12 protein-coding genes are annotated in these 19975 nt (G+C 66.6%); 8 read left to right on the plus strand and 4 right to left on the minus strand.

The features are described from left to right. Positions 1-9: 9 nt before the first annotated feature. The 3 genes from LL964_RS10635 to zwf all read left to right on the plus strand — a co-directional run bounded on the left by LL964_RS10635 (position 10) and on the right by zwf (position 4001). Positions 10-324: a low molecular weight protein tyrosine phosphatase family protein gene (locus tag LL964_RS10635; RefSeq protein WP_104587750.1), complete on the plus strand. Its 315-nt coding sequence runs from the start codon at positions 10-12 to the stop codon at positions 322-324. A 78-nt stretch (positions 325-402) separates the two neighbouring features. Continuing rightward, on the plus strand, positions 403-2202 hold the full coding sequence (locus tag LL964_RS10640; RefSeq protein ID WP_104587749.1) for a glycoside hydrolase family 15 protein: 1800 nt from the start codon (positions 403-405) through the stop codon (positions 2200-2202). Beyond that, a complete protein-coding gene (gene zwf, locus LL964_RS10645; protein ID WP_167395357.1) occupies positions 2199-4001 on the plus strand; it encodes a glucose-6-phosphate dehydrogenase in 1803 nt (600 codons plus the stop codon). Before LL964_RS10640 ends, zwf begins: the two co-directional genes overlap by 4 nt. 258 nt (positions 4002-4259) lie before the next feature. Here the strand turns inward: zwf and LL964_RS10650 are convergent, their stop codons facing one another. Continuing rightward, the gene (locus tag LL964_RS10650; RefSeq protein ID WP_104587747.1) at positions 4260-5084 is read right to left on the minus strand and encodes a carbonic anhydrase; all 825 of its coding nucleotides are present in this window, start codon (positions 5082-5084) and stop codon (positions 4260-4262) included. Between the two features lie 573 nt (positions 5085-5657). Between LL964_RS10650 and mgtE the strand changes: the two genes are divergently transcribed. After that, entirely contained in the window at positions 5658-7025 is a 1368-nt protein-coding gene (gene mgtE / locus LL964_RS10655; RefSeq protein ID WP_104587746.1) for a magnesium transporter, read from the plus strand. A 225-nt stretch (positions 7026-7250) separates the two neighbouring features. On the opposite strand, the gene LL964_RS10660 is transcribed toward mgtE, so the two are convergent. From LL964_RS10660 to LL964_RS10670, 3 genes are all read right to left on the minus strand, one after another. After that, positions 7251-9590 carry a TonB-dependent hemoglobin/transferrin/lactoferrin family receptor gene (locus LL964_RS10660; protein ID WP_104587745.1) on the minus strand — a complete coding sequence of 780 codons (2340 nt, stop codon included), beginning with the start codon at positions 9588-9590 and terminating at the stop codon, positions 7251-7253. Positions 9591-9728: 138 nt separating this feature from the next. Further along, entirely contained in the window at positions 9729-10628 is a 900-nt protein-coding gene (locus tag LL964_RS10665; RefSeq protein ID WP_104587744.1) for an EF-hand domain-containing protein, read from the minus strand. A gap of 149 nt (positions 10629-10777) precedes the next feature. Then, positions 10778-11563: a DUF4198 domain-containing protein gene (locus LL964_RS10670; protein WP_104587743.1), complete on the minus strand. Its 786-nt coding sequence runs from the start codon at positions 11561-11563 to the stop codon at positions 10778-10780. A 198-nt stretch (positions 11564-11761) separates the two neighbouring features. Between LL964_RS10670 and LL964_RS10675 the strand changes: the two genes are divergently transcribed. The 4 genes from LL964_RS10675 to LL964_RS10690 all read left to right on the plus strand — a co-directional run bounded on the left by LL964_RS10675 (position 11762) and on the right by LL964_RS10690 (position 19975). Next, on the plus strand, positions 11762-14470 hold the full coding sequence (locus tag LL964_RS10675) for a bifunctional acetate--CoA ligase family protein/GNAT family N-acetyltransferase (protein ID WP_104587742.1): 2709 nt from the start codon (positions 11762-11764) through the stop codon (positions 14468-14470). Positions 14471-14575: 105 nt separating this feature from the next. Beyond that, positions 14576-15619: a DUF475 domain-containing protein gene (locus tag LL964_RS10680; RefSeq protein ID WP_104587741.1), complete on the plus strand. Its 1044-nt coding sequence runs from the start codon at positions 14576-14578 to the stop codon at positions 15617-15619. A 616-nt stretch (positions 15620-16235) separates the two neighbouring features. After that, positions 16236-18734, plus strand: a complete 2499-nt coding sequence (locus LL964_RS10685) for a ribonucleoside-diphosphate reductase subunit alpha (protein ID WP_104587740.1) — start codon at positions 16236-16238, stop codon at positions 18732-18734. A 197-nt stretch (positions 18735-18931) separates the two neighbouring features. After that, a complete protein-coding gene (locus LL964_RS10690) occupies positions 18932-19975 on the plus strand; it encodes a ribonucleotide-diphosphate reductase subunit beta (protein WP_005914812.1) in 1044 nt (347 codons plus the stop codon).

Raw genomic sequence — 19975 nt, forward strand, 5'->3', positions numbered from 1 at the left:
CCGTTGCGGGTGCTGTTCGTCTGCAGCCGCAACCGCCTGCGCAGCCCCACCGCCGAACGCGTGTTCGCCGACTGGCCCGGCGTGCAGACCGCGTCGGCCGGGCTGGCCGCCGATGCCGAGCTGCAGGTCACTCCCGAATTGCTGCACCAGGCCGATCTGGTGCTGGTGATGGAGCGCCGCCACCTGCAGCTGCTGCGCAGGCGCTTCGCCGCGCACCTGCGTCACTGCCGCGTGGTGTGCCTGCAGATTCCCGACGACGACGCCTACATGGACCCGGCACTGATCCGCCGGCTGGAACACACGGTGCCACCGCTGCTGCGTTGACCGGGCGGCTCGTAACCTGATCCAGACACCGCGCATGCAAGACTGGTGGTTCTTTCGCAGGAAGGAAGCCTCCCGACGATGAGCGTGCGTATCGAGGACCACGCCATGCTGGGCAACTGCCACAGCGCGGCCCTGGTCGACCACCGCGGCACCATCGCCTGGCTGTGTCTGCCAAGGTTCGACTCCGATGCGGTCTTCGCCTCGCTGCTGGGCGACGAGCAACACGGGCAATGGGCGCTGGCGCCCACCGCCGACTACCGCAGCGAACGCGCCTACGAGGACGACAGCCTGGTGCTGTGCACGCGGTTGATCACCGACAGCGGCACCGTGGAACTGGTCGACTTCATGGCGGCCAGCGAGAACGGCGAGATCCACCAGCATGTGGTGCGCATCGTGCGCTGCGTGCAGGGCGAGGTAGCGATGCACATGCGGTTGACCCTGCGCTTCAACTACGGCCGCACCGTGCCATGGGTGACGCGGATCGTCGACGGCATCCGCGCCATCGCCGGGCCCGACCAGCTCGCCCTGCGCTCGCCGCAGGAGCTGCATGGCCAGGACCTGGGAACCGAGGCAGATTTCACCCTGCGCGCCGGCCAGAGCACCTGGTTCGTGCTCAGCCACGGCGCCTCGCACCTGCCCGCTCCGCCGCCGATCGATCCGCAGCAGGCGCTGCACGCCACCACTGCGTTCTGGCACGGCTGGGCGCGGCGTTGCACCGATGTGGGCCCGTGGACCCAGCAGGTGCGCCGCTCGCTGGTGGTGCTCAAGGGCCTGAGCTATCTGCCCACCGGCGGCATCGTCGCCGCCCCCACCGCATCGCTGCCCGAACATCTGGGCGGCACCCGCAACTGGGATTACCGCTACTGCTGGCTGCGCGATTCGGTGTTCACGCTGATCGCCTTGCTGCAGGCCGGTTATCGCGACGAGGCGGCCTCGTTTCGCGACTGGGTCCAACGCACCATCGCCGGCTCGCCGGACCAGCTGCAGGCGCTGTACGGCATCGGTGGCGAGCGCCGCCTGCAGGAATGGGAAGCGCACTGGCTGCCCGGCTATGAGAATTCCGGGCCAGTGCGGATCGGCAACGGCGCGGTGGACCAGTTCCAGCTCGACGTCTATGGCGAGCTGATCGGCGCGTTCCATTACGCACGCGAGAAGGGGGTGACGCCGCCGCCGGACGACGACGGCTCCTCGGCCGCCTTGCTGGAGAACATCCTCGACACGCTCGAGGATCTGTGGCGGCAACCGGACGAAGGCATCTGGGAAATCCGCGACGAACGCCGCCACTTCGTGCATTCCAAGGTGATGGCGTGGCTGGCCTTCGATTGCGGCACGCGCGACGGCATCACCAACGCCGATGCCGACAAGCGCGCGCGCTGGGGCCGGATCGCCGAGGAAATCCGCGCAGAGGTGCTGGACAAGGGCGTGCATCCGGATGGCCACTTCGTGCAGAGCTACGGCTCCGAACGCCTGGATGCTGCTTTGCTGCTGATCCCGATCGTGGGCTTCCTGCCGCCGGACGATCCGCGCATCGCCGCCACCGCCGATGCGATCGCGCGCGAGCTGACCATCGACGGCCTGGTCGAACGCTATCGCGCCGACGACAGCGCCGACGGACTGCCGGCCGGCGAAGGCACGTTCCTGGCGTGCAGCTTCTGGCTGATGGAAAACTACGCCTTGATCGGGCGCACCGATCAGGCGCGCGCCTTGCTCGAGCGGCTGCTCGGCTTGTGCAACGACGTGGGCCTGCTCGCCGAAGAGTACGACCCACGCGCCAAACGCATGCTCGGCAATTTCCCGCAAGGGTATTCCCACGTGGCCCTGGTCAATGCGGCGCTGCGCCTGCATGGACGCATGGGCGAAAAGGAAACGCATCCATGAATGAGCAACAGACCACGCCGCCCTGCATCATCGTGGTGTTCGGCGCCCGCGGCGACCTGACCCGGCGGCTGGTGATGCCGGCGCTGTACAACCTGCGCCGCTCTGGCGCCTTGGGCGAGCAGTTCGCCATCGTCGGCATGGACCACGGCGACATCAGCGAGCGCGCCTGGCGCACCAACATGGGCAAGGCGATGACGCAGCTGCTGAGCAGCCGCGATGCCGAATTTCAGGCCGATGCCTTCGATACCGCCACCTGGGACTGGCTGCGCGAACGCATGCATTACCTGCGCGGCGACTTCACTGACCAGGGCGCCTATCAGGCGCTGGGCGGCGTGCTGGACAAGCTGCACAAGCGCTACGGCACGCAGGGCAACGTGCTGTTCTACTTGGCCACCGCCGCGCGCTTCTTCGAGCCGGTGTTGCTCAACCTGGGCGAAGCCGGGCTGGTCCGGCAACGCGAAGGCGAGGGCTGGCGCCGCGTGATCGTGGAAAAACCCTTCGGCCACGATCTGCCCAGCGCCGTCGCGCTCAACGCCACCGTGGCCAAGGTGCTGCACGAGGATCAGGTGTTCCGCATCGATCACTTCCTGGGCAAGGAAACGGTGCAGAACATCCTGGCGTTCCGCTTCGCCAACGGCCTGTTCGAGCCGGTGTGGAACCGCGACCGCATCGACCACGTACAGATCACCGCGGCCGAAACCATCGGTGTGGAAGGCCGTGGCCGCTTCTATGATCCCACCGGCTGCCTGCGCGACATGGTGCCCAACCATCTGTTCCAGTTGCTGGCGATGATTGCGATGGAGCCGCCGGCCGCCTTCACCACCGAGGCCATGCACCGCCGCCGCGCCGAGGTGATCGAAGCGGTGCGCCCGATCCGGCCGGAGGATGTCGTGCGTGGCCAGTACGCGTCCGGCGCGGTCAACCGCAGCGCCGTGCCCGGCTATCGCGAAGAAGACACCGTGCCCGAGGATTCGGACACCGAAACCTATGTGGCGATGAAACTGCAGGTCGACACCTGGCGCTGGGCCGGCGTGCCGTTCTATCTGCGCACCGGCAAGCGCCTGCGCGAACGCACCACCGAAATCGCGATCCGCTTCAAGCCCGCACCGCTGGCGCCGTTCCGCAGCACCGAAGTTGGCGGCTATGGCCCCGACTGGCTGGTGCTGCATATTCAACCTGATGAAGGCATCTCGCTGCAGTTCGACGTCAAGCGCCCGGGCGCGCAGGTCGCATTGGCGCCGGTACGCATGGACTTCCGTTATCGCGACTGGTTTCCCAAGGAATACACGGTGGGCTACGAGCGCCTGCTGCAGGACTGCATGAACGGCGAAGCCGGCCTGTTCCAGGACGCGGCCATGGTGGAAGGCGCCTGGCGCATCGTGCAGCCGATCCTGGACGCCTGGAAACAACCGGCCAGCGACTTCCCCAACTATGCCGCCGGCAGCGCCGGCCCCTCGGCCGCCGATGCGCTGCTGGCGATGAACGGCGGCCACGCCTGGCGCGCCCTCACGCCCGGCCGCAAACCGCCACCGCGCCGCCCGCCGGAGGTACGTGCGGGTGCCGCAACGCCGGTGAAGAAAGCCCCCAGGAAAGCTGCGAAAAAGACCAGCAAGTCGCCAAGCAAGCGTGCCTCGCCAGCGGCTTCGGCATCGAGTGAAAGTACCGCTGGCGCCAGCCGCAAGATCGCCAAGAAGGTGGTCACTAAATACTCAAGTAAGAAGGCCGCAAGAACTCCGGCCAAGTCGCTGGGTAAATCAGCGGTAGGCAAGACGGCAAAAGCGCGCAAGCCGCGCAGCTGACCCGCACGCGTCAGCCATGGGCAGCATGGTTGACGCATTCTTCGGGTTTGCGGTGGAGCGCGCCGTTTGCCGCGTCATGATGCGCCCAGGGTTTCTCAGGCACTACGTGCATCTACGTGACGATGCGTCGGATGTGTCGCGAGGGTTACGATACCGATGGCGGGAACGGTGCGCTGACTCACTGCGTGCAGTACTTGCGTGGTGAGTGCGACAGGCGATGCGTGCAGACCACGCATCGCCGATCCGCAACGCAGGAAATCAGTGGCTTTTTAGCAGGAAACGCCGATCCAACGGCTGCAGCGGACGCGCATTGAACGGATAGACGCGTTCGAAGGCGTTGATCTGTTCTTCCGACACCTGCACCGGCTGCGCCAGTACCACCCAATCCACCGTTTCGCTGCACGGCGGTGTGGTCAGCGATCCTTCGTAGCGGAAGAAGTTGCGGCGATCGGTGGGCAGGAAGTCGCTGGCGCGCACCGTTGCATCGGCGACGCGCTGGATCTGGTGTTTGTCCTTGGGCATGGCATCCAGCACGCGCTGGAAGGCCGGGTTGGCTTTGCCGGTTTCGAAGAAGATCGCCAGCACGCCCAGGGTGCCGTCCGGGCCCTGATGCACGATGTGCGCCTCCATCGGAAAGCGCCGGCCATTCAACAGGTGTTCGCTGGGGTGGTGGAAGTGCAGCTGCATCGCCTGGTACTGCTTGCCGCCGGTGGACATGCTGCCGCCGTCGTGCAGGTCCAGTTGGATGGAGTGGCCGGTGTTGTTCACCACCAGCGGAACGGCGCCGTAGTGCAGCAGCAGGCTGCCCAGGTTGGCATCGATGGCGGCTTTCAGGTCGATCGGACTATTCTGCTGGCCGTTGCCGCAGAGCGCGTTTTCCTTGGCCAGGTCGGCCCAGTGTTCGGCACCTTCCGGACCGGTATAGCCCCATTCGTGAGCGTCGTGCGGGGCAGTCTCATGGGCCTGTACGGGTGCGCTGGCAGGCAGTTGGGTCTGCGCGGTGGCAACTGCTCCCCAGCCGGCCATCAGGCACAGGCACGCTGGGCTGACACGACGCAACAGCGACGACAAGGAGGACGGCATGGGTGGCTCCGAAGATAGGGTGGTGGCGGTGTGGTGGATGCCGGCGCCGTCGCGCGACGCACTCGACGGCCGTGCCGGAAGCGGACTCTAGCAGCGAGCGCAGCAACCCGTTGCCACTTTGCGACGACCGGTAGCGGCAAATGGATGACCGCGACGGCAGCGCTAGCGGCGAGGGATGCGGCGGTGACAAGGGCCGCCTGGCGAAGTCCGGCATTCCGGCATTCCGCCGGCCGCTGTGGCCATCATGCGCAGTGCTCGATGCCGCGGGTCGGCACAGCGGATGGTGCTGGCCCGCTGTGCCAGTGCCGTGTGGCAGGCTGCTGCCCAGCCCATGCCCCCGTTTCGGAGGCGAACATGAGCGGGCATCGCACAGGGCATTGACCAAGCTGCCTCATGCGCGCAGACTGCGCCGCGCCGCCGCCCGGATCACCGGCCGGTGCGCACCTTTCGGAGCCTTTCACCATGTCCAGCGACAGTCACCCTAGACCCGGGTCGATGACCTGGTTGGCGCGCGCCTGAGGCTTTGAGGTTCGCCAGCCGTCATCGACGACGGTCGTCACCAGGCGAACCACCATGTACGACGAGACCCTGCGCCTTGCCCAAGGCGTCGATGCATTGACCGCCCCCCTGGCCGAACTCAACACGGCCGATGCGGTGGAGTACCTCAACACCCTCGATCGCGCCGCTGCCGCGCAGCTGTTGGCCGCGTTGCCTTTGCCGCGTGCAGTGAAGTTGCTCGAGCAACCCGAGCTGCGCGATGCGAGCGCGCTGGTCGCGCAATTGCCCGCCGAACAGGCCGCGTCCCTGCTCGGGCAGATGGCCGCCGACCGCGCTACCGATATCTTCCATGGACTGGATGCCGAGCAACGCCAGCCGTTGCTGTGGCTGCTCAGCGCCGAGGCACGGTTGTCGATCCAGGCGCTGATGCGCTACCCGCCCAACACCGCCGGCGCGCTGATGACCACCGAGTTCGTGGCGGTGCCGGCCGACTGGACGGTGGGCCGCACCCTGCAGCACATCCGCGAGGTGGAGCGTAGCCGCGAGACGGTCTACGCGATCTATCTGCTCGATCCGCACAGCCGTGTGCTGCAGCAGGTGGTGACCATGCGCCGGCTGATCACCGGCGCTGCGGATGCGCCGATCCTGGAGGTGGCGCAGGTCAATCCGCCGATCAGCGTGGATCCGGCGCTGGACCAGGAAGAAGTGGCGCGGTTGATCCGCCGCCACGATCTGCTGGCGATCCCGGTGGTGGATCGGCATGGCCATGTACTGGGTATCGTCACCGTGGACGATGTGCTGGATGCGCTGATCGCCGAATCCACCGAAGACGTGCACAAGTTCGGTGGCATGGAAGCGCTGGACAAGCCCTATATGCAGATCGGCTTCGGGCAGATGATCAAGAAGCGCGCCGGTTGGCTGAGCGTGCTGTTCCTGGGCGAGATGCTCACCGCCAGCGCGATGCAGCACTTCGAGGACGAGCTGTCCAAGGCAGTGGTGCTGACCTTATTCATTCCCTTGATCATGAGTTCGGGCGGCAATTCCGGTTCGCAGGCCACCTCCTTGCTGATCCGCTCGCTGGCGTTGCGCGAACTGCGTCTGCGCGATTGGTGGAAGGTGGCCCTGCGCGAGCTGCCCACCGGCGTGACCCTGGGCGCGATCCTGGGCGTGCTGGCGATCGTGCGCATCGCGATCTGGCAGAACGCCGGCCTGTACGACTACGGCCCGCACTGGCAGATGGTGGCGTTGACCATCGGTGCGGCGCTGGTGGGCATCGTCACCTTCGGTTCGTTGTCCGGTTCGATGCTGCCGTTCGTGCTGCAACGCTTCGGCTTCGACCCGGCCAGCGCCTCGGCGCCGTTCGTGGCGACCCTGGTGGATGTCACCGGGCTGGTGATCTACTTCAGCATCGCCGCGCTGATCCTCAGCGGCACGCTGCTGTAGCGCTGCAGGCGATGGCATGGTGCGCGGCCAGCGGCGCGCATCATGCCATAGCCGATGGCTGCGATGGTCGAGGTGCCGCATGCGTTGCGGCACCTCCTCCCTGTCGATTGACCCGGCGTATCGGCGCCTCGCGCAGCGCAGCATGCGCAGCTCACCCGGTACTCTCCATTCGGTCCTGCACCGCTGCACGAATGCCGTGCAGCGGTGCGCCGCGGCTGTTGCGTTTCAGAACGTGACGTACACCGTGGCGCGCAGGTTGCGCCCCGGCTCGCTATAGCGGCCGATACCGTCGTCGGTGGCATAGCCATACAGATAGAAATCGCCACGGGTGACATTGCGGATACGCGCCCATTGCCAGTAGCGCTCATCGAACAGGTTATAGACGCCGAGATTGAACCGCATATGGGCGTTGAGGCGATAACTGCCAAACAGGTCGACCACGCTGTAGGCATCGCTGAGGAACGACTCTGCCGCGGCGCCGAACACATCGTTCTCCACACTCACATCCCTGGCCTTCTTGGCCAGCGCATGGGTGATGTTGGCGGTCACGCGCAGGCGCTCGTCCAGCCCCTGCCAGCTCAGCCCCAGGACGCCGCGATCGGGATTGATGCTGTCCAGTGGACGGCCGTCTTCCAGCTCGCCCTGGTTGTGGGTCCAGGCCGCGCGTAACAGCCAGGCGTCGCCCATCCGCACCAGTGCCTCCAGTTCCACGCCCTCGACCCGGACCTGGCCCACGTTGAGCAGCGTGGTATAGGCATAGCCGTTGCGCGCAGTGCACACGCCGCGCGTACAGGTCTGGTAACGCGTGCCCGGATTGGCGGTCACGGTCTCGCTCTGGATGAAGTTGTCGTAGCGGTCGCGGAATACCGACAGGCCGACACGGGCCCAGTCGCTCTCCCAGCGCCAGCCCAGCTCCAGATTGAGGCTGCGTTCCGCCTCCAGGTTCGGGTTGGCCGCCACGGTCGGCACGTTGAGGGTGTTGCCGGTGGCCACCTCGGTCAGTGCGGTGATGCTGGTAGGTGCGTACATCTCTGCGGCGGTCGGTGCGCGGAAGCCGCGCCCGGCCTGGAACCACAGCGTCTGCTGCGGCGTCACGGCGTAGCTGATGCCGGCCTGCCAGGTCGGGGAAGCAAAGCTCACCTCGCGCACGGTGCCGGTCGGATCCACGAAGGTCGGCGACAGCGTCGGCGTGTAGCGGTAGTGGTCGTAGCGCACGCCCAGGGTGAGCTGCAGGCGGTCCTCGTGCAGGCCGATGCGGTCGCGCAGATACACGCTCCAGGTGTCGGCATCGGTCTGCGGTACCTGCGCCGGGTCGATGGTGGCGGTGTCCAGCGTGCCGGCGTTGTTCCAGCGGTAATCGATCGCGCTGAAATCGATGCTGCGGCGCTGCCAGGCCGCTCCGTACAGCAGCGATTGCGACCAGCCGCGGCCATGCAGCTGCTTGTCCAGGTCCAGCGCGATGCGGTCCAGAGTCTGCTCGGTGTCGCGGTCCTCGGCGCGCCGGCACGGCAAGGCGACGCTGCAGCGCGTGGTGGCAGCGGTGGCGGGCGTGCTGGAGGTGCCGCTCTGGGTGAGGATGCGCGTGGTGCCGCGGCTTTCGGTCTGCTGGCGGTCCAGCTGCGCTTCCAGGGTGTCGAACACCGCGTTGTCGGCATTCCAGATGTAACGCAGGCCATAGCGGTCGCGATCGTTGCTGTCATCGCCAACGCGTTGCGCATAACTGGGCGCGCTGACGCGGCTCAGGTTGTCGATCCGGTTCTGCGAGCGGTTGCGCTCGTAGACCACGCCGACGCGGTGCTGTGCGTTCGGCACCACGTCGAGCTTGGCCAGCACGTTGTCGCTTTCGCTGTCGATCGGGTCGGGTGTGCGCCGTGCGCTGCCGGTGTCGATGGCGGTGCTGGAATACCAGCCCTCCGATGCGTGGCCCTCGCGGCGGGTGTAGCTCAGCATCGATTCGACGATGCCGCTGCGGTTGGCGACGGTGAGGTTGCCGAGCAGCTGATCGTTGTGGCCGGTGTAGCCGGTCTTCAGGCCGACATGGCTGTCGTTGCCCTGGGCCTCGAGGTAGTCGTAGGGGTCCTTGGTGGTAAAGACCACTGCGCCACCGAGCGCGCCGCTACCGGCGCTGATGGAGTCGGCACCCTTGACGATGTCCACGCGCTTGAGCGTGTCCACGTCCACGCCGCCGCGGCCGGCGCGGAAGAACTCGTAGTCGCGCGCGGTTTCCACGCCCTCCGCCATCGACAGGCCATCGATGGTCATCGCCACGCGGTCGCCCTCCAGGCCGCGGATGTTGAAGCCGTTCTCGCCGAAGCGGCCCATGTCGGCGATGCTCACGCCGGGGATGTAGCGCACCAGGTCTTCCATGCTTTCGACCTGTTCCTGCTGCATCTGCGTCGTGTCGATGGCGGTGACGTTCTGGTTGGCCGATGCGTGCCTGTCGCGCGTGGCTTTGACTTCCACCGGGTCGAAAGTGGTGGCATCGGCAGGTGCCGGTTCGGCATGCAATGGGAAGGCCAGGCCGGCGGCGATCGCCAGCGCCAGCAGGGTAGGGGTCGAGGTCATCGTGAAGTCCACAGTCGGAGAAGGAATGGACGCGCGAAGGCGCGGACCTGGCTGCGGGCGGCACGAGGCGGTCGCGTGGCTGGGTGGGCCCGCCGGTGGCGGGCCAGGGGCGCGGGCGGCAAGGCCCGCGTCGGGAGGTCAGTCGGCCTGGGCCGGCGTGGTGGCTGGCGCGGTCGCAGGCGCCGGCGGCGGCAATGCGGCGTCGCCGGCATCGACCACGCCGTCGCGGTTGCGGTCCACGCGGGCGAACGTGCGCAGACCCGAGGCCTGGTACTCGGCGAAGGTCATGCGCTTGTCCTTGTCGGTGTCGAGCACATTGAAGCGCACGTGCACCTGGCGATCGTCGGCCTGCTCGAGCGCGGTGATGCGGCGGTTGAGGCGGTCTTCGAATTCGGTCCGGTACTCGTCCTTCGACAGCATGCCGTTGCGATCGGCGTCGGCGCGGGCGAACTGCGCCGCGCGCAGGTCCGCGTATTCCGTGCGGTCCACCCTGCCGTCGCCGTTCTCGTCGTAGAGCGCGAGGAAACCGTCGGCAGACCGGCTATCCGGCAGGCCGGGGCGGCCGCCGTCGCGATCCGATGCCAGCGCGCGGTCGGTACCGGTCTGCGTGGTGGCTGCCGCCAGCGCAGCCTGCCCGTGCGACCAGTCCTGCGCGCCTGCGGCGTCGAATTCGGCGCGCGCGATCTGCCCGTCGGCATCCAGGTCCAGCGCGGCAAAGCGTGCCTGGCCCTGGGCTGCCTGGATGCCGCGTTCCTGCTCAAGCGCCTGTTGGCGGCGTTGCCTGAACTCACTGACATATTCGTCCTCGTCGACGACGCCATCGCGATTGCGATCGGTGGCGTCGAAGCGGGCCTGGCGGAACGCGGTGAAATCGGCCGCGGTGATCCGGCCGTCGTGGGCGTCGTCGTGTTGCGTGATGAAGGCCTGCACATTGTTGCCGTGCCCGCCGAGCAACGGACGCGGGGCGGATTGGGCGGTGGCGAGGGTGGGAAGCAGCAGCGCGCACAGGCACGCGCCGGCCAGGGAGCCAGGGTTCATGGATTGCCTCGTGGGGGAACATGTCGGGCCGCGGCGCCGGGTCTACCTGTACATCGCCGCGTGCGGGTGAGGGTGTGGCCGGCCGATGCGTGCGCGCCGACACCGGCATGCCGCGTGGAACGCGCAGCCGCCGCAGCGGTTGCGTAGCGCTACTGCTCCAGCACCTGGAAGGTGAGCGTGGTGCTGTTGCTGTATTCGCGCACCGGCGCGTCGGCCGGCGCGGGGGTGCGATGGCGGGTCAGTGCCAGCCAGGTGCCGGCCTGGTCCAGTTTCAAGCGTGCGCGGCCTGCGGCGTCGGTGGTCACGCTGACCAGCTTGGGCTTGCGGTCGGAAGTCCACACCGCCTCGCTGATCTCCACGTTCTGATTGGCCAGCGGGGCGCCGTCGTACTGCACCGTGAAGTCGAGCGTCTCCCCGACGTACAGATCGTTGGGGTGCGTGACCGGGATCAGCTCCAGGCCGCGGTTGCTCGCGGCCAGGGCGGTGCGATCGGGCTTGCCGACGCTCAGATAGGTCTGTGCCAGGGTGCGCGACTGGAAGCTGGCAACCAGCGTGGCGCCCTGCGGCATCGGGATCTTCGGATCACGCACCGTTTCGCGTTTGCCGTTGTGCTCCCAGGTGCGGAATTGCGCACCCACGCGCAGGCCGGTGCTGAAACGATAGGTGCCGGCTTGTTTGCCCAGGGTGTGTTCGACGACGGTGCGGGTATCGAACCCCTGCACACGCGATGGTGCGGTATCCCCGCCATCGGGTCCGGTGATGCTGAAGCGGCTCTGGTCGAACGCCGCTTCCGGAACGAAGAAGGTCTCGGCGAACGCTGCATCCAGGGTTACGGTCTGACCGGGCTGCGGAGCGAACGTGCTCGGTGCCAGATACGGGGTGTGCGCGGAGGCGGAGGCCGCAAGCAACAGCGCCGACAGCGTCAGATATTTCATGGGGAGCCCTGTTCCGAATGAGTCGCTGGCGGACGGGGCGCAGGCGCGCACGGGCTGGCTGATGACGCGATATTAACGAAAATGCGAATCGTTCACAATGAGGGTGTGCACTGTCGCGCTGATCGCCGTCTCGCGATCCATGACGTTGGCGCTGCCTGACGTGTACCGTAGCGCGATGGCATTGTTCTCCCCCGCACGATGAGTACCTACCACCTGCAGCAGGTCTTTCGTCCCACCACCGTGGCGGTGGTCGGCGGCAGTCCGCGCGATCGCTCGGCCGGGCGGGCGGTGGTGCGCAACCTGCGCGCGGCCGGGTTTCCCGGGCAGATCGGCTGGGTGAGCCCGCGTTACAGCGAGATCGATGGCGTGCGTACGGTGGCGCGGCTGACCGATCTGCCCTGGGTGCCGGACCTGGTGGTGATCACCGCGCCGGCGCGCATCGTGCCGCGCATCGTGTCGATCGCGGCGCGGCGCGGGGTGGCTGCGGCGATCATCCTCACCGCCGGGCTGGGCAACGGCCCCGGCTCGCCGGCCGCGCGCATGGAGGCGGCCGCGCGCGCCAAGGGCATGCGCATCCTCGGCCCGCACTGCCTGGGCGTGATCGCCCCGCATGCGCGGCTCAATGCCAGCATCGCCGCGCATTGCCCGCAGGCCGGCGACCTGGCGCTGATCTCCGAATCCAGCGCCATTGCCGCCGCACTGGTGGAATGGGGCGTGGCGCGCTCGGTGGGGTTCTCGGCGGTGGTGTCGCTGGGCGATACGCTGGATGTGGATTTCGGCGATCTGCTGGATTACTTCGCCACCGACTACCGCACCCGCGCGATCCTGCTCTACGTCGAACGCATCGGCGATGCGCGCAAGTTCATGTCCGCCGCACGTGCGGCCGCGCGCGCCAAGCCGGTGGTGGTGGTCAAATCCGGTCGCCAGTTCCGCATCGATCCCAATGCCGACACCCACGCGCAGGCGCTGGCCGGCTCGGATGCGGTGTACGGCGCGGCGTTCGCGCGCGCTGGCCTGTTGCGGGTGGGCGCGCTGGACGAGTTGTTCGCCGCTGCCGAAACGCTGGGCCGGCTGGGCAGTTTCCCCGGCCGGCGGCTGGCCATCCTGAGCAATGGCGGCGGAGTGGGGCAGCTGGCGGTGGATCAACTGGTGCTGCGCGGCGGCACCCTGGCCGAGTTGTCGGCCAAGACGCTGGAAAGACTCGATCAGTCGCTGCCCGACGGCTGGTCGCGCAGCAATCCGGTGGACATCATCGTCGACGCCGACGGCGCGCGCTATGCCGCGGCCATCGAAGCGCTGCTGGACGATGCGGAGAACGATGCGCTGCTGGTGGTCAACGTGCCCACCGCGTTCACCTCTTCGGCCGATGCGGCCAAGGCGCTGACCCGCGCGCTGGAGCAGCGCAACCGCTACCAGCGCGACAAACCGGTCTTCGCAGTGTGGCTGGGCCAGGACGATGCGGCCATCGCCGCGCTCAACGCCGCGCGCGTGCCCACCTATGCCACCGAATCGGACGCGGTGCGGGGTTTCACCCACCTGGTGCGCTACCGCGAGGCCCAGGCGGCGTTGATGGAAACCCCGCCCAGCCTGCCGGAAGACTTCGTGGTGGATGCCGGCATCGCGCGCACGCTGGTGGAGGACGCGTTGGCCGCCGGCCGGCGCTGGCTGGACCCGGTCGCCACCAACCGCCTGCTGGCCGCCTACGGCATTCCGGTGGTGCCGCTGCAGGTGGCCGCCACCGCCAACGATGCCGCCCTGCTGGCCGACCCGCTCCTGGCGGTCGGGCGCACGGTGACCTTGAAAGTGTTGTCCAGCGAGATCGCGCACAAGTCCGATGTGGATGGGGTGCGCCTGAACCTGTCCAGCGTGGCGGCGGTGCGCGAGGCAGCGACCGGCATCCTGGCGCGTGCGCGCGCCGCGCATCCTGACGCGGCGATCGAAGGGGTGATCGTGCAGCCGACGGTGCTGCGGCCGAAGGCGCGCGAACTGATCGCCGGGATCGCCGACGATCCGGTGTTCGGGCCGGTGATCGTGTTCGGGCGTGGCGGTACCGCGGTGGAGGTCATCAACGACCGCGAGCTTGCCCTGCCGCCGCTGGACCTGCGCCTGGCCCACGAGCTGATCGGCCGCACCCGCGTCTCGCGCATCCTCAAGGCCTACCGCGACGTGCCGGCCGCCGACGAGCGCGCGGTGGCGCTGGTGCTGGTCAAGCTGGCGCAGCTGGCCGCCGACATCCCCGAAATCACCGAGCTGGACATCAATCCGCTGCTGGCCGACCGCGATGGCGTGATCGCGCTGGACGCCCGCGTGGCGGTGGCCCCGGCGCGCAAGCTGCACAAGGGGCGCGGCCACCCGCGCTTTGCGATCTTTCCGTACCCGAAGGAATGGGAGCGCCAGATCGGCCTGGGCGACGGCACCCATGCGCTGGTGCGCCCGGTGCGGCCGGAAGACGACGCGCTGTTCCGCGCCTTCTTCGCTCGCGTCACCGACGAGGACCTGCGCCTGCGCTTCTTCCAGTCGGTGAAGCATTTCAGCCACGAGTTCATCGCCCGGCTGACCCAGCTCGACTACGCCCGCTCGATCGCGCTGGTGGCCATCGACCCCAGGACCGGCGACATGCTGGGCGCGGTGCGCCTGCACGCCGATGCCGATTACGAGCGCGGCGAGTACGGCATCCTGATCCGCTCGGATCTCAAGGGCCACGGCATCGGCTGGCAGCTGATGCGCATCATGATCGAGTACGCGCGCTGGCTGGGGCTCAAGCAGATCGAAGGCCAGGTGCTGCGCGAGAACCGCACCATGCTGGCGATGTGCCAGAGCCTGGGCTTCGGCGTGCGCCCGGATCCGGACGATGCCAGCCTGATGACAGTGACACTCCCTATAATGGGCGAGCCGCGCCCGGCCTGACGCCCCGTCACGCCGCGGTCCCCCATCCTCACCGCACGCCGGATCCGCCGGGCCTTGCCCCGGCCCGTTGCTTCGGCTGTCGTCTCGGCCCGCCTGGGAGTGTCAATGTTTCGCGATTTCAGAATGTCGTTCGTGGTCACCGCGATCTGCCTGGGCCTGGCGGCCTGGTGGGGTCATAGCTCGTCCCTGGGGATCTGGCAGGCCTTGTGGTTATGCCTGGTGCTGAGCGTGCTGGAGGTGTCGCTGTCGTTCGACAACGCCGTGGTCAACGCCGGCGTGCTCAAGCATATGAACGAGTTCTGGCGGAAACTGTTCCTGACCGTGGGCATCCTGATCGCGGTGTTCGGCATGCGCCTGGTGTTCCCGATCGTGATCGTGTCGGTGGCCACCGGCATGGGCCTGGTGCCGGTGATGCAGATGGCACTGAAGGAGCCGGACCGCTACAGCCAGGTGCTGACCGATCACTATCCGTCCATCGCCGCCTTCGGCGGCATGTTCCTGCTGCTGGTGTTCCTGAACTTCCTGTTCGACCAGGAGCGCAAGCTGCACTGGCTGGGGCCGGTGGAGCGGCTGGTCGGCAAGCTGGGCAAGGCCGATGCGATGTCGGTGATCGTGGCGGTGTCGGTGCTGCTGGGCACCAAGCTGTTCCTGCCCGAGGCGATCTTCCAGAGCGTGTTGTTCGCCGGGCTGGGCGGCATCCTGCTGTATCTGCTGGTCGGCAGCGTGGACGCGTTGTTCGAGGCCGAAGACAGCGAGGACGGCGGCGTGGGCCCGGCCAAGCGCTCGGGCATCGCCGCCTTCCTGTACCTGGAAGTGCTGGACGCCTCGTTCTCCTTCGATGGCGTGATCGGCGCCTTCGCCATCACCCGCGATGTGGTGATCATCATGCTGGGCCTGGCGATCGGTGCGATGTTCGTACGCTCGATGACGGTGTACCTGGTGCACAAGGGCACCCTGGACGAGTTCGTGTTCCTGGAGCACGGCGCCCATTACGCCATCGGCGTGCTGGCCATCATCATGCTGGTGGGCACCGTCTACCACGTGCCGGAGGTCCTCACCGGCCTGATCGGCGTGGCCTTCATCGCCGCCTCGGTGTGGTCCTCGATCCGCTACCGCAAGCGCAACCATCTCGGGCCGACCGAGATCTGAGCGGCGCCGCGGCGGTGGCGGTGGATGCGGGCCGACGCCTGCCGAGGCGCCAGCGGTGGCCTGGCGCAGCGACAGAAAAAGTGCGACCGATACCACGGTTGGTGTGGACGTCGAGTGAGCGCGTCAGCCGGTTCAGAAGCTTCCCGACTTGACCTGCGCAGTCGGATTCGTCCTCCGGCCGTCGCGCCCGACCGCTCGTCCGAGCAGCCCGTTACGCCACAAGGCCTGCGCGGATTTCTCCACATTTGGTGTTGACCCTCTGGGGGCACCCCACTATCTTGGGGTTCGGTGGTGACCGCCCCCCAAGTGGCACCGAATGACGACGCGGATGCGCAAGCCGCATCGCCTGTGGCTCCCAGCGCAGCGGCCCGAACGCGTTCCGGCAGTGCCGCGGGCGCTGCGGGATCCGACGACGGCAGCGCGTCACCACCGACCAACCATCACGCGACAGCACACCGCGTGATGGCGGCCATGGGACTTCGGAAGAATTGGTAGGAGATGCTGCCGTGGGCCATGGGGTCGCGCGTGGTGTGTCCGGTCTGGTCAATGCCGTCCGAAGTCCACCGGCTGTCGCCTGCTCCCCAAGCGGGTTCGTGTGCCTACGCATGGAGGACGCATGACCACCAACGACACCCTTTCCGCGATCGCCGCCGGTACCGCAGCACCCACCAGCGTTCCTGCCAGCGTTGCCGCGCCCGCCTGTGGCGCGCCGGAATTGACCGACCCGTCGGACATCGTGCCGCCTCCCCGCCAAGCCATTGCAATGCACGCACAGACCATCGAAGAACAAAACGTCTCCACCTGGATCACCAAGGAAGCCGGTAACCGCCGGATTCCGTTCGAGCCGCAGCGCCTGGAGCGCGCCATCGACCAGATCCATGCCGAGTTCCCGCAGCTGGACGTGGCCGACTACAAGCGCTCGGTGTTCGGCTTCGTGGAGCGCAAGGACAGCGTCAACGCCGACGACCTGGTGGACCACCTGATCCGTGAGGCCGAAGCCCGCGTCGATCTGACCACCCCGGAGTGGGAACACTTCGCCGCGCGCCTGTACCTGCGCCGGCTGTACAAGCGCGCCAGCCGTAACCGCTTCTACGACGCCAGCCAGAAGTACGGCTCGTTCGTGGGCCTGCAGGAGAGCCTGGCCGACCGCAATGTCTATTCCAACGACATCCTGCGCCGCTATTCCAAGGACGAACTGATCGAAGCCGGGCAGATGATCGAGCCCGAGCGCGACAAGCTGTTCGCCTATAACGGCCTGTACCTGCTGGCCACCCGTTACCTGGCCACCGACAGCTCGCGCGGCGTGTTCGAACTGCCGCAGGAGCGCTGGCTGACGATTGCGCTGTATCTGATGCAGGACGAGATCGGCACCGGCAAGGGCAGCCGCGAGCGCCGCATGCAGCTGGTGGGCGAGGCCTACTGGGCGCTGTCCAACCTGTACATGACCGTGGCCACCCCGACCCTGGCCAATGCCGGCAAGGTCGGCGGCCAGCTGTCGAGCTGCTTCATCGACACCGTCGACGACAGCCTGCAGGGCATCTACGACTCCAATACCGACGTGGCGCGCGTGTCCAAGCACGGCGGCGGCGTGGGCGCCTACCTGGGCTATGTGCGTTCGTCGGGCTCGGCGATCCGCGGCGTGTCCAACTCCTCCGGCGGCGTGGTGCCGTGGATCAAGCAGCTCAACAACACCGCCGTGTCGGTGGACCAGCTGGGCCAGCGCAAGGGCGCCATCGCGGTCTACCTGGACATCTTCCACCGCGACATCGAAGCGTTCCTGGACCTGCGCCTGAACAACGGCGACCAGCGCCTGCGTGCACACGACGTGTTCACCTCGGTGTGCATCCCCGACCTGTTCATGGAAGCGGTCGAGCGCCGCGGCGACTGGTACCTGTTCGATCCGCACGAAGTGAAGCGGATCAAGGGCTGGTATCTGCAGGACTTCTTCGACGAGAAGAAGGGCGATGCCAACGGCAGTTTCCGCCGCAAGTACGAAGAAGTCGTCGCCGACGAGCGCATCACGCGCAAGACCGTCAAGGCGATCGAGATCTTCAAGCGCATCATGGTCAGCCAGCTGGAAACCGGCAATCCGTTCATGTTCTATCGCGACGAGGTCAATCGCAAGAACCCGAACAAGCACGAGGGCATGGTCTATTCGTCCAACCTGTGCACCGAGATCCTGCAGAACATGAGCCCGACGCGCATGATGCAGGAGATCATCAGCGGCAATCAGATCGTCACCACCAAGAAGGCCGGCGACTTCGTGGTGTGCAACCTGTCCTCGATCAACCTGGGCCGCGCGATCACCGTGCAGGCCGACCAGGCCGATCTGCTGGGCGCCGACGTGCTGGAGCGCTTGATCCCGATCCAGGTGCGCATGCTCGACAACGTCATCGACCTCAACCAGCTGCCGGTGCCGCAGGCCACCATCACCAACCAGAAGTACCGCGCCATTGGCCTGGGCACCTTCGGTTGGCATCACCTGCTGGCGCAGAAGAGCATCCACTGGAATGCCAAGGAAGCCGAGGACTACAGCGACGAGCTGTACGAGCGCATCAACTACCTGACCATCCAGGCGAGCATGGAGCTGGCCAAGGAAAAGGGCACCTACAGCGTGTTCCGCGGCAGCGACTGGCACAACGGCGAGTACTTCCGTGCACGCGACTACAACAGCCCGCAATGGCTGGAGCTGTCGGCGCAGGTGGCGGTCAATGGCGTGCGCAATGCCTGGATGCTGGCGGTGGCGCCGAACATGAGCACCGCCCAGATCGCCGGCTCCACCGCGTCGATCGACCCGATCTACAGCGCGTTCTACTACGAAGAAAAGAAGGACTTCCGTCGCCCGGTCGCCGCACCCGGCCTGTCGCTGGAGACCTGGCCGTATTACGAAAAGGGCGCCTACAAGGTCGACCAGTTCGCCAGCGTGCGCCAGAACGCGCGTCGCCAGCGGCACGTGGACCAGTCGATCAGTTTCAACTTCTACGTGCCTAGCACCATCCGTGCGAGCACGCTGCTGGATCTGCACATGACCGCCTGGCGCGAAGGCCTGAAGACCACGTACTACGTGCGTTCCAACGATATCGATATCAGTGAGTGCGAGTGGTGTTCGAGCTAAAGCGCATTCAGTAGCGAAGCGCATTCGCGCTTCGCTTCCACGGTTCGCGTTGCGAACCGTGGACCCTGCTTCACCAGCTTCCACACCCCCGCGCCGTCGGCGCGCCCCCCTGACTCAGGGGGGCTTTCCTCCAGATTGATTTGTTGCGCCGTCGTTTCTGTTTGGACGCGCGACGCCTGAAATACGAGTAGAAACCCATGTCCGCAACACCGCTCGACCGCATCAAGATCCTTGAGCCGCGCAATCCGAACCGTTCGACCGGCATCATCAACGGTCAGACCTCCGGCATCCTCAACTGGAACGACATCCCGTACCCGTCCTTCTATCGGGCCTACAAGGAATTGTCGACCAACTTCTGGATCCCCGACGAGGTGGACATGAAGGGCGATGCGCGCCAGTACAACGAGCTGTCGGCGCGCGAAAAGAATGCCTACGATTCGATCATCGGCCTGCTGGCCACGCTGGATTCGCCGCAGACGCGTTTCATCTACAACGTGGCCGAATACATCACCGACCCGGCCGCGCACGCCAATGCCGCGATCATCGGCCAGCAGGAAGTGATCCATAACGAGAGCTACAGCTATGTGCTGGCCTCGATCACCGGCCTGGCCGACCAGAACCGCGTGTTCGAGATCGCGCGCACGCACCCGACCATCATCAAGCGCAACGCGCCGATCATGGGCGCCTACGAAGACTTCATGCGTGAGAAGACGGCCGAAACGCTGATCCGTTCGCTGATCCAGTCCTCGATCCTGGAAGGCATCAACTTCTATTCCGGCTTTGCGTATTTCTACAATCTGGTGCGCCAGAACCGCATGACCGGCACCGGCAAGATCATCAGCTTCATCAACCGCGACGAGCTGGCGCATTCGAAGTTCATCAGCGAGCTGATTCGCGCCATCATCGGCGAGAACCAGGCGCTGCAGGGCGACGAGCTCACCGACTACGTGCACAAGGCCTTCGAACACGCGATCGACCTGGAAACCCAGTGGACCGCCGAAGTGCTGGACGGCATCGACGGCATCGACGTGGACGAGATGATCCGCTACGTGAAGTACCGCGCCAACAAGATGGCCGGCATGCTCGGCATCGAGAAGCTGTACGAAGGCGCCAACGACAACGTGATGCCATGGATCAAGGCCTACGCCGACAACTTCACCGAGACCAAGACCGACTTCTTCGAGATGCGCAATGCCTCGTACAAGAAGACCAACTCGGATAACGGCTTCGACGATCTCTAG

This window comes from Xanthomonas melonis (assembly GCF_020783655.1).
In the GTDB taxonomy this organism is placed as follows: domain Bacteria; phylum Pseudomonadota; class Gammaproteobacteria; order Xanthomonadales; family Xanthomonadaceae; genus Xanthomonas; species Xanthomonas melonis.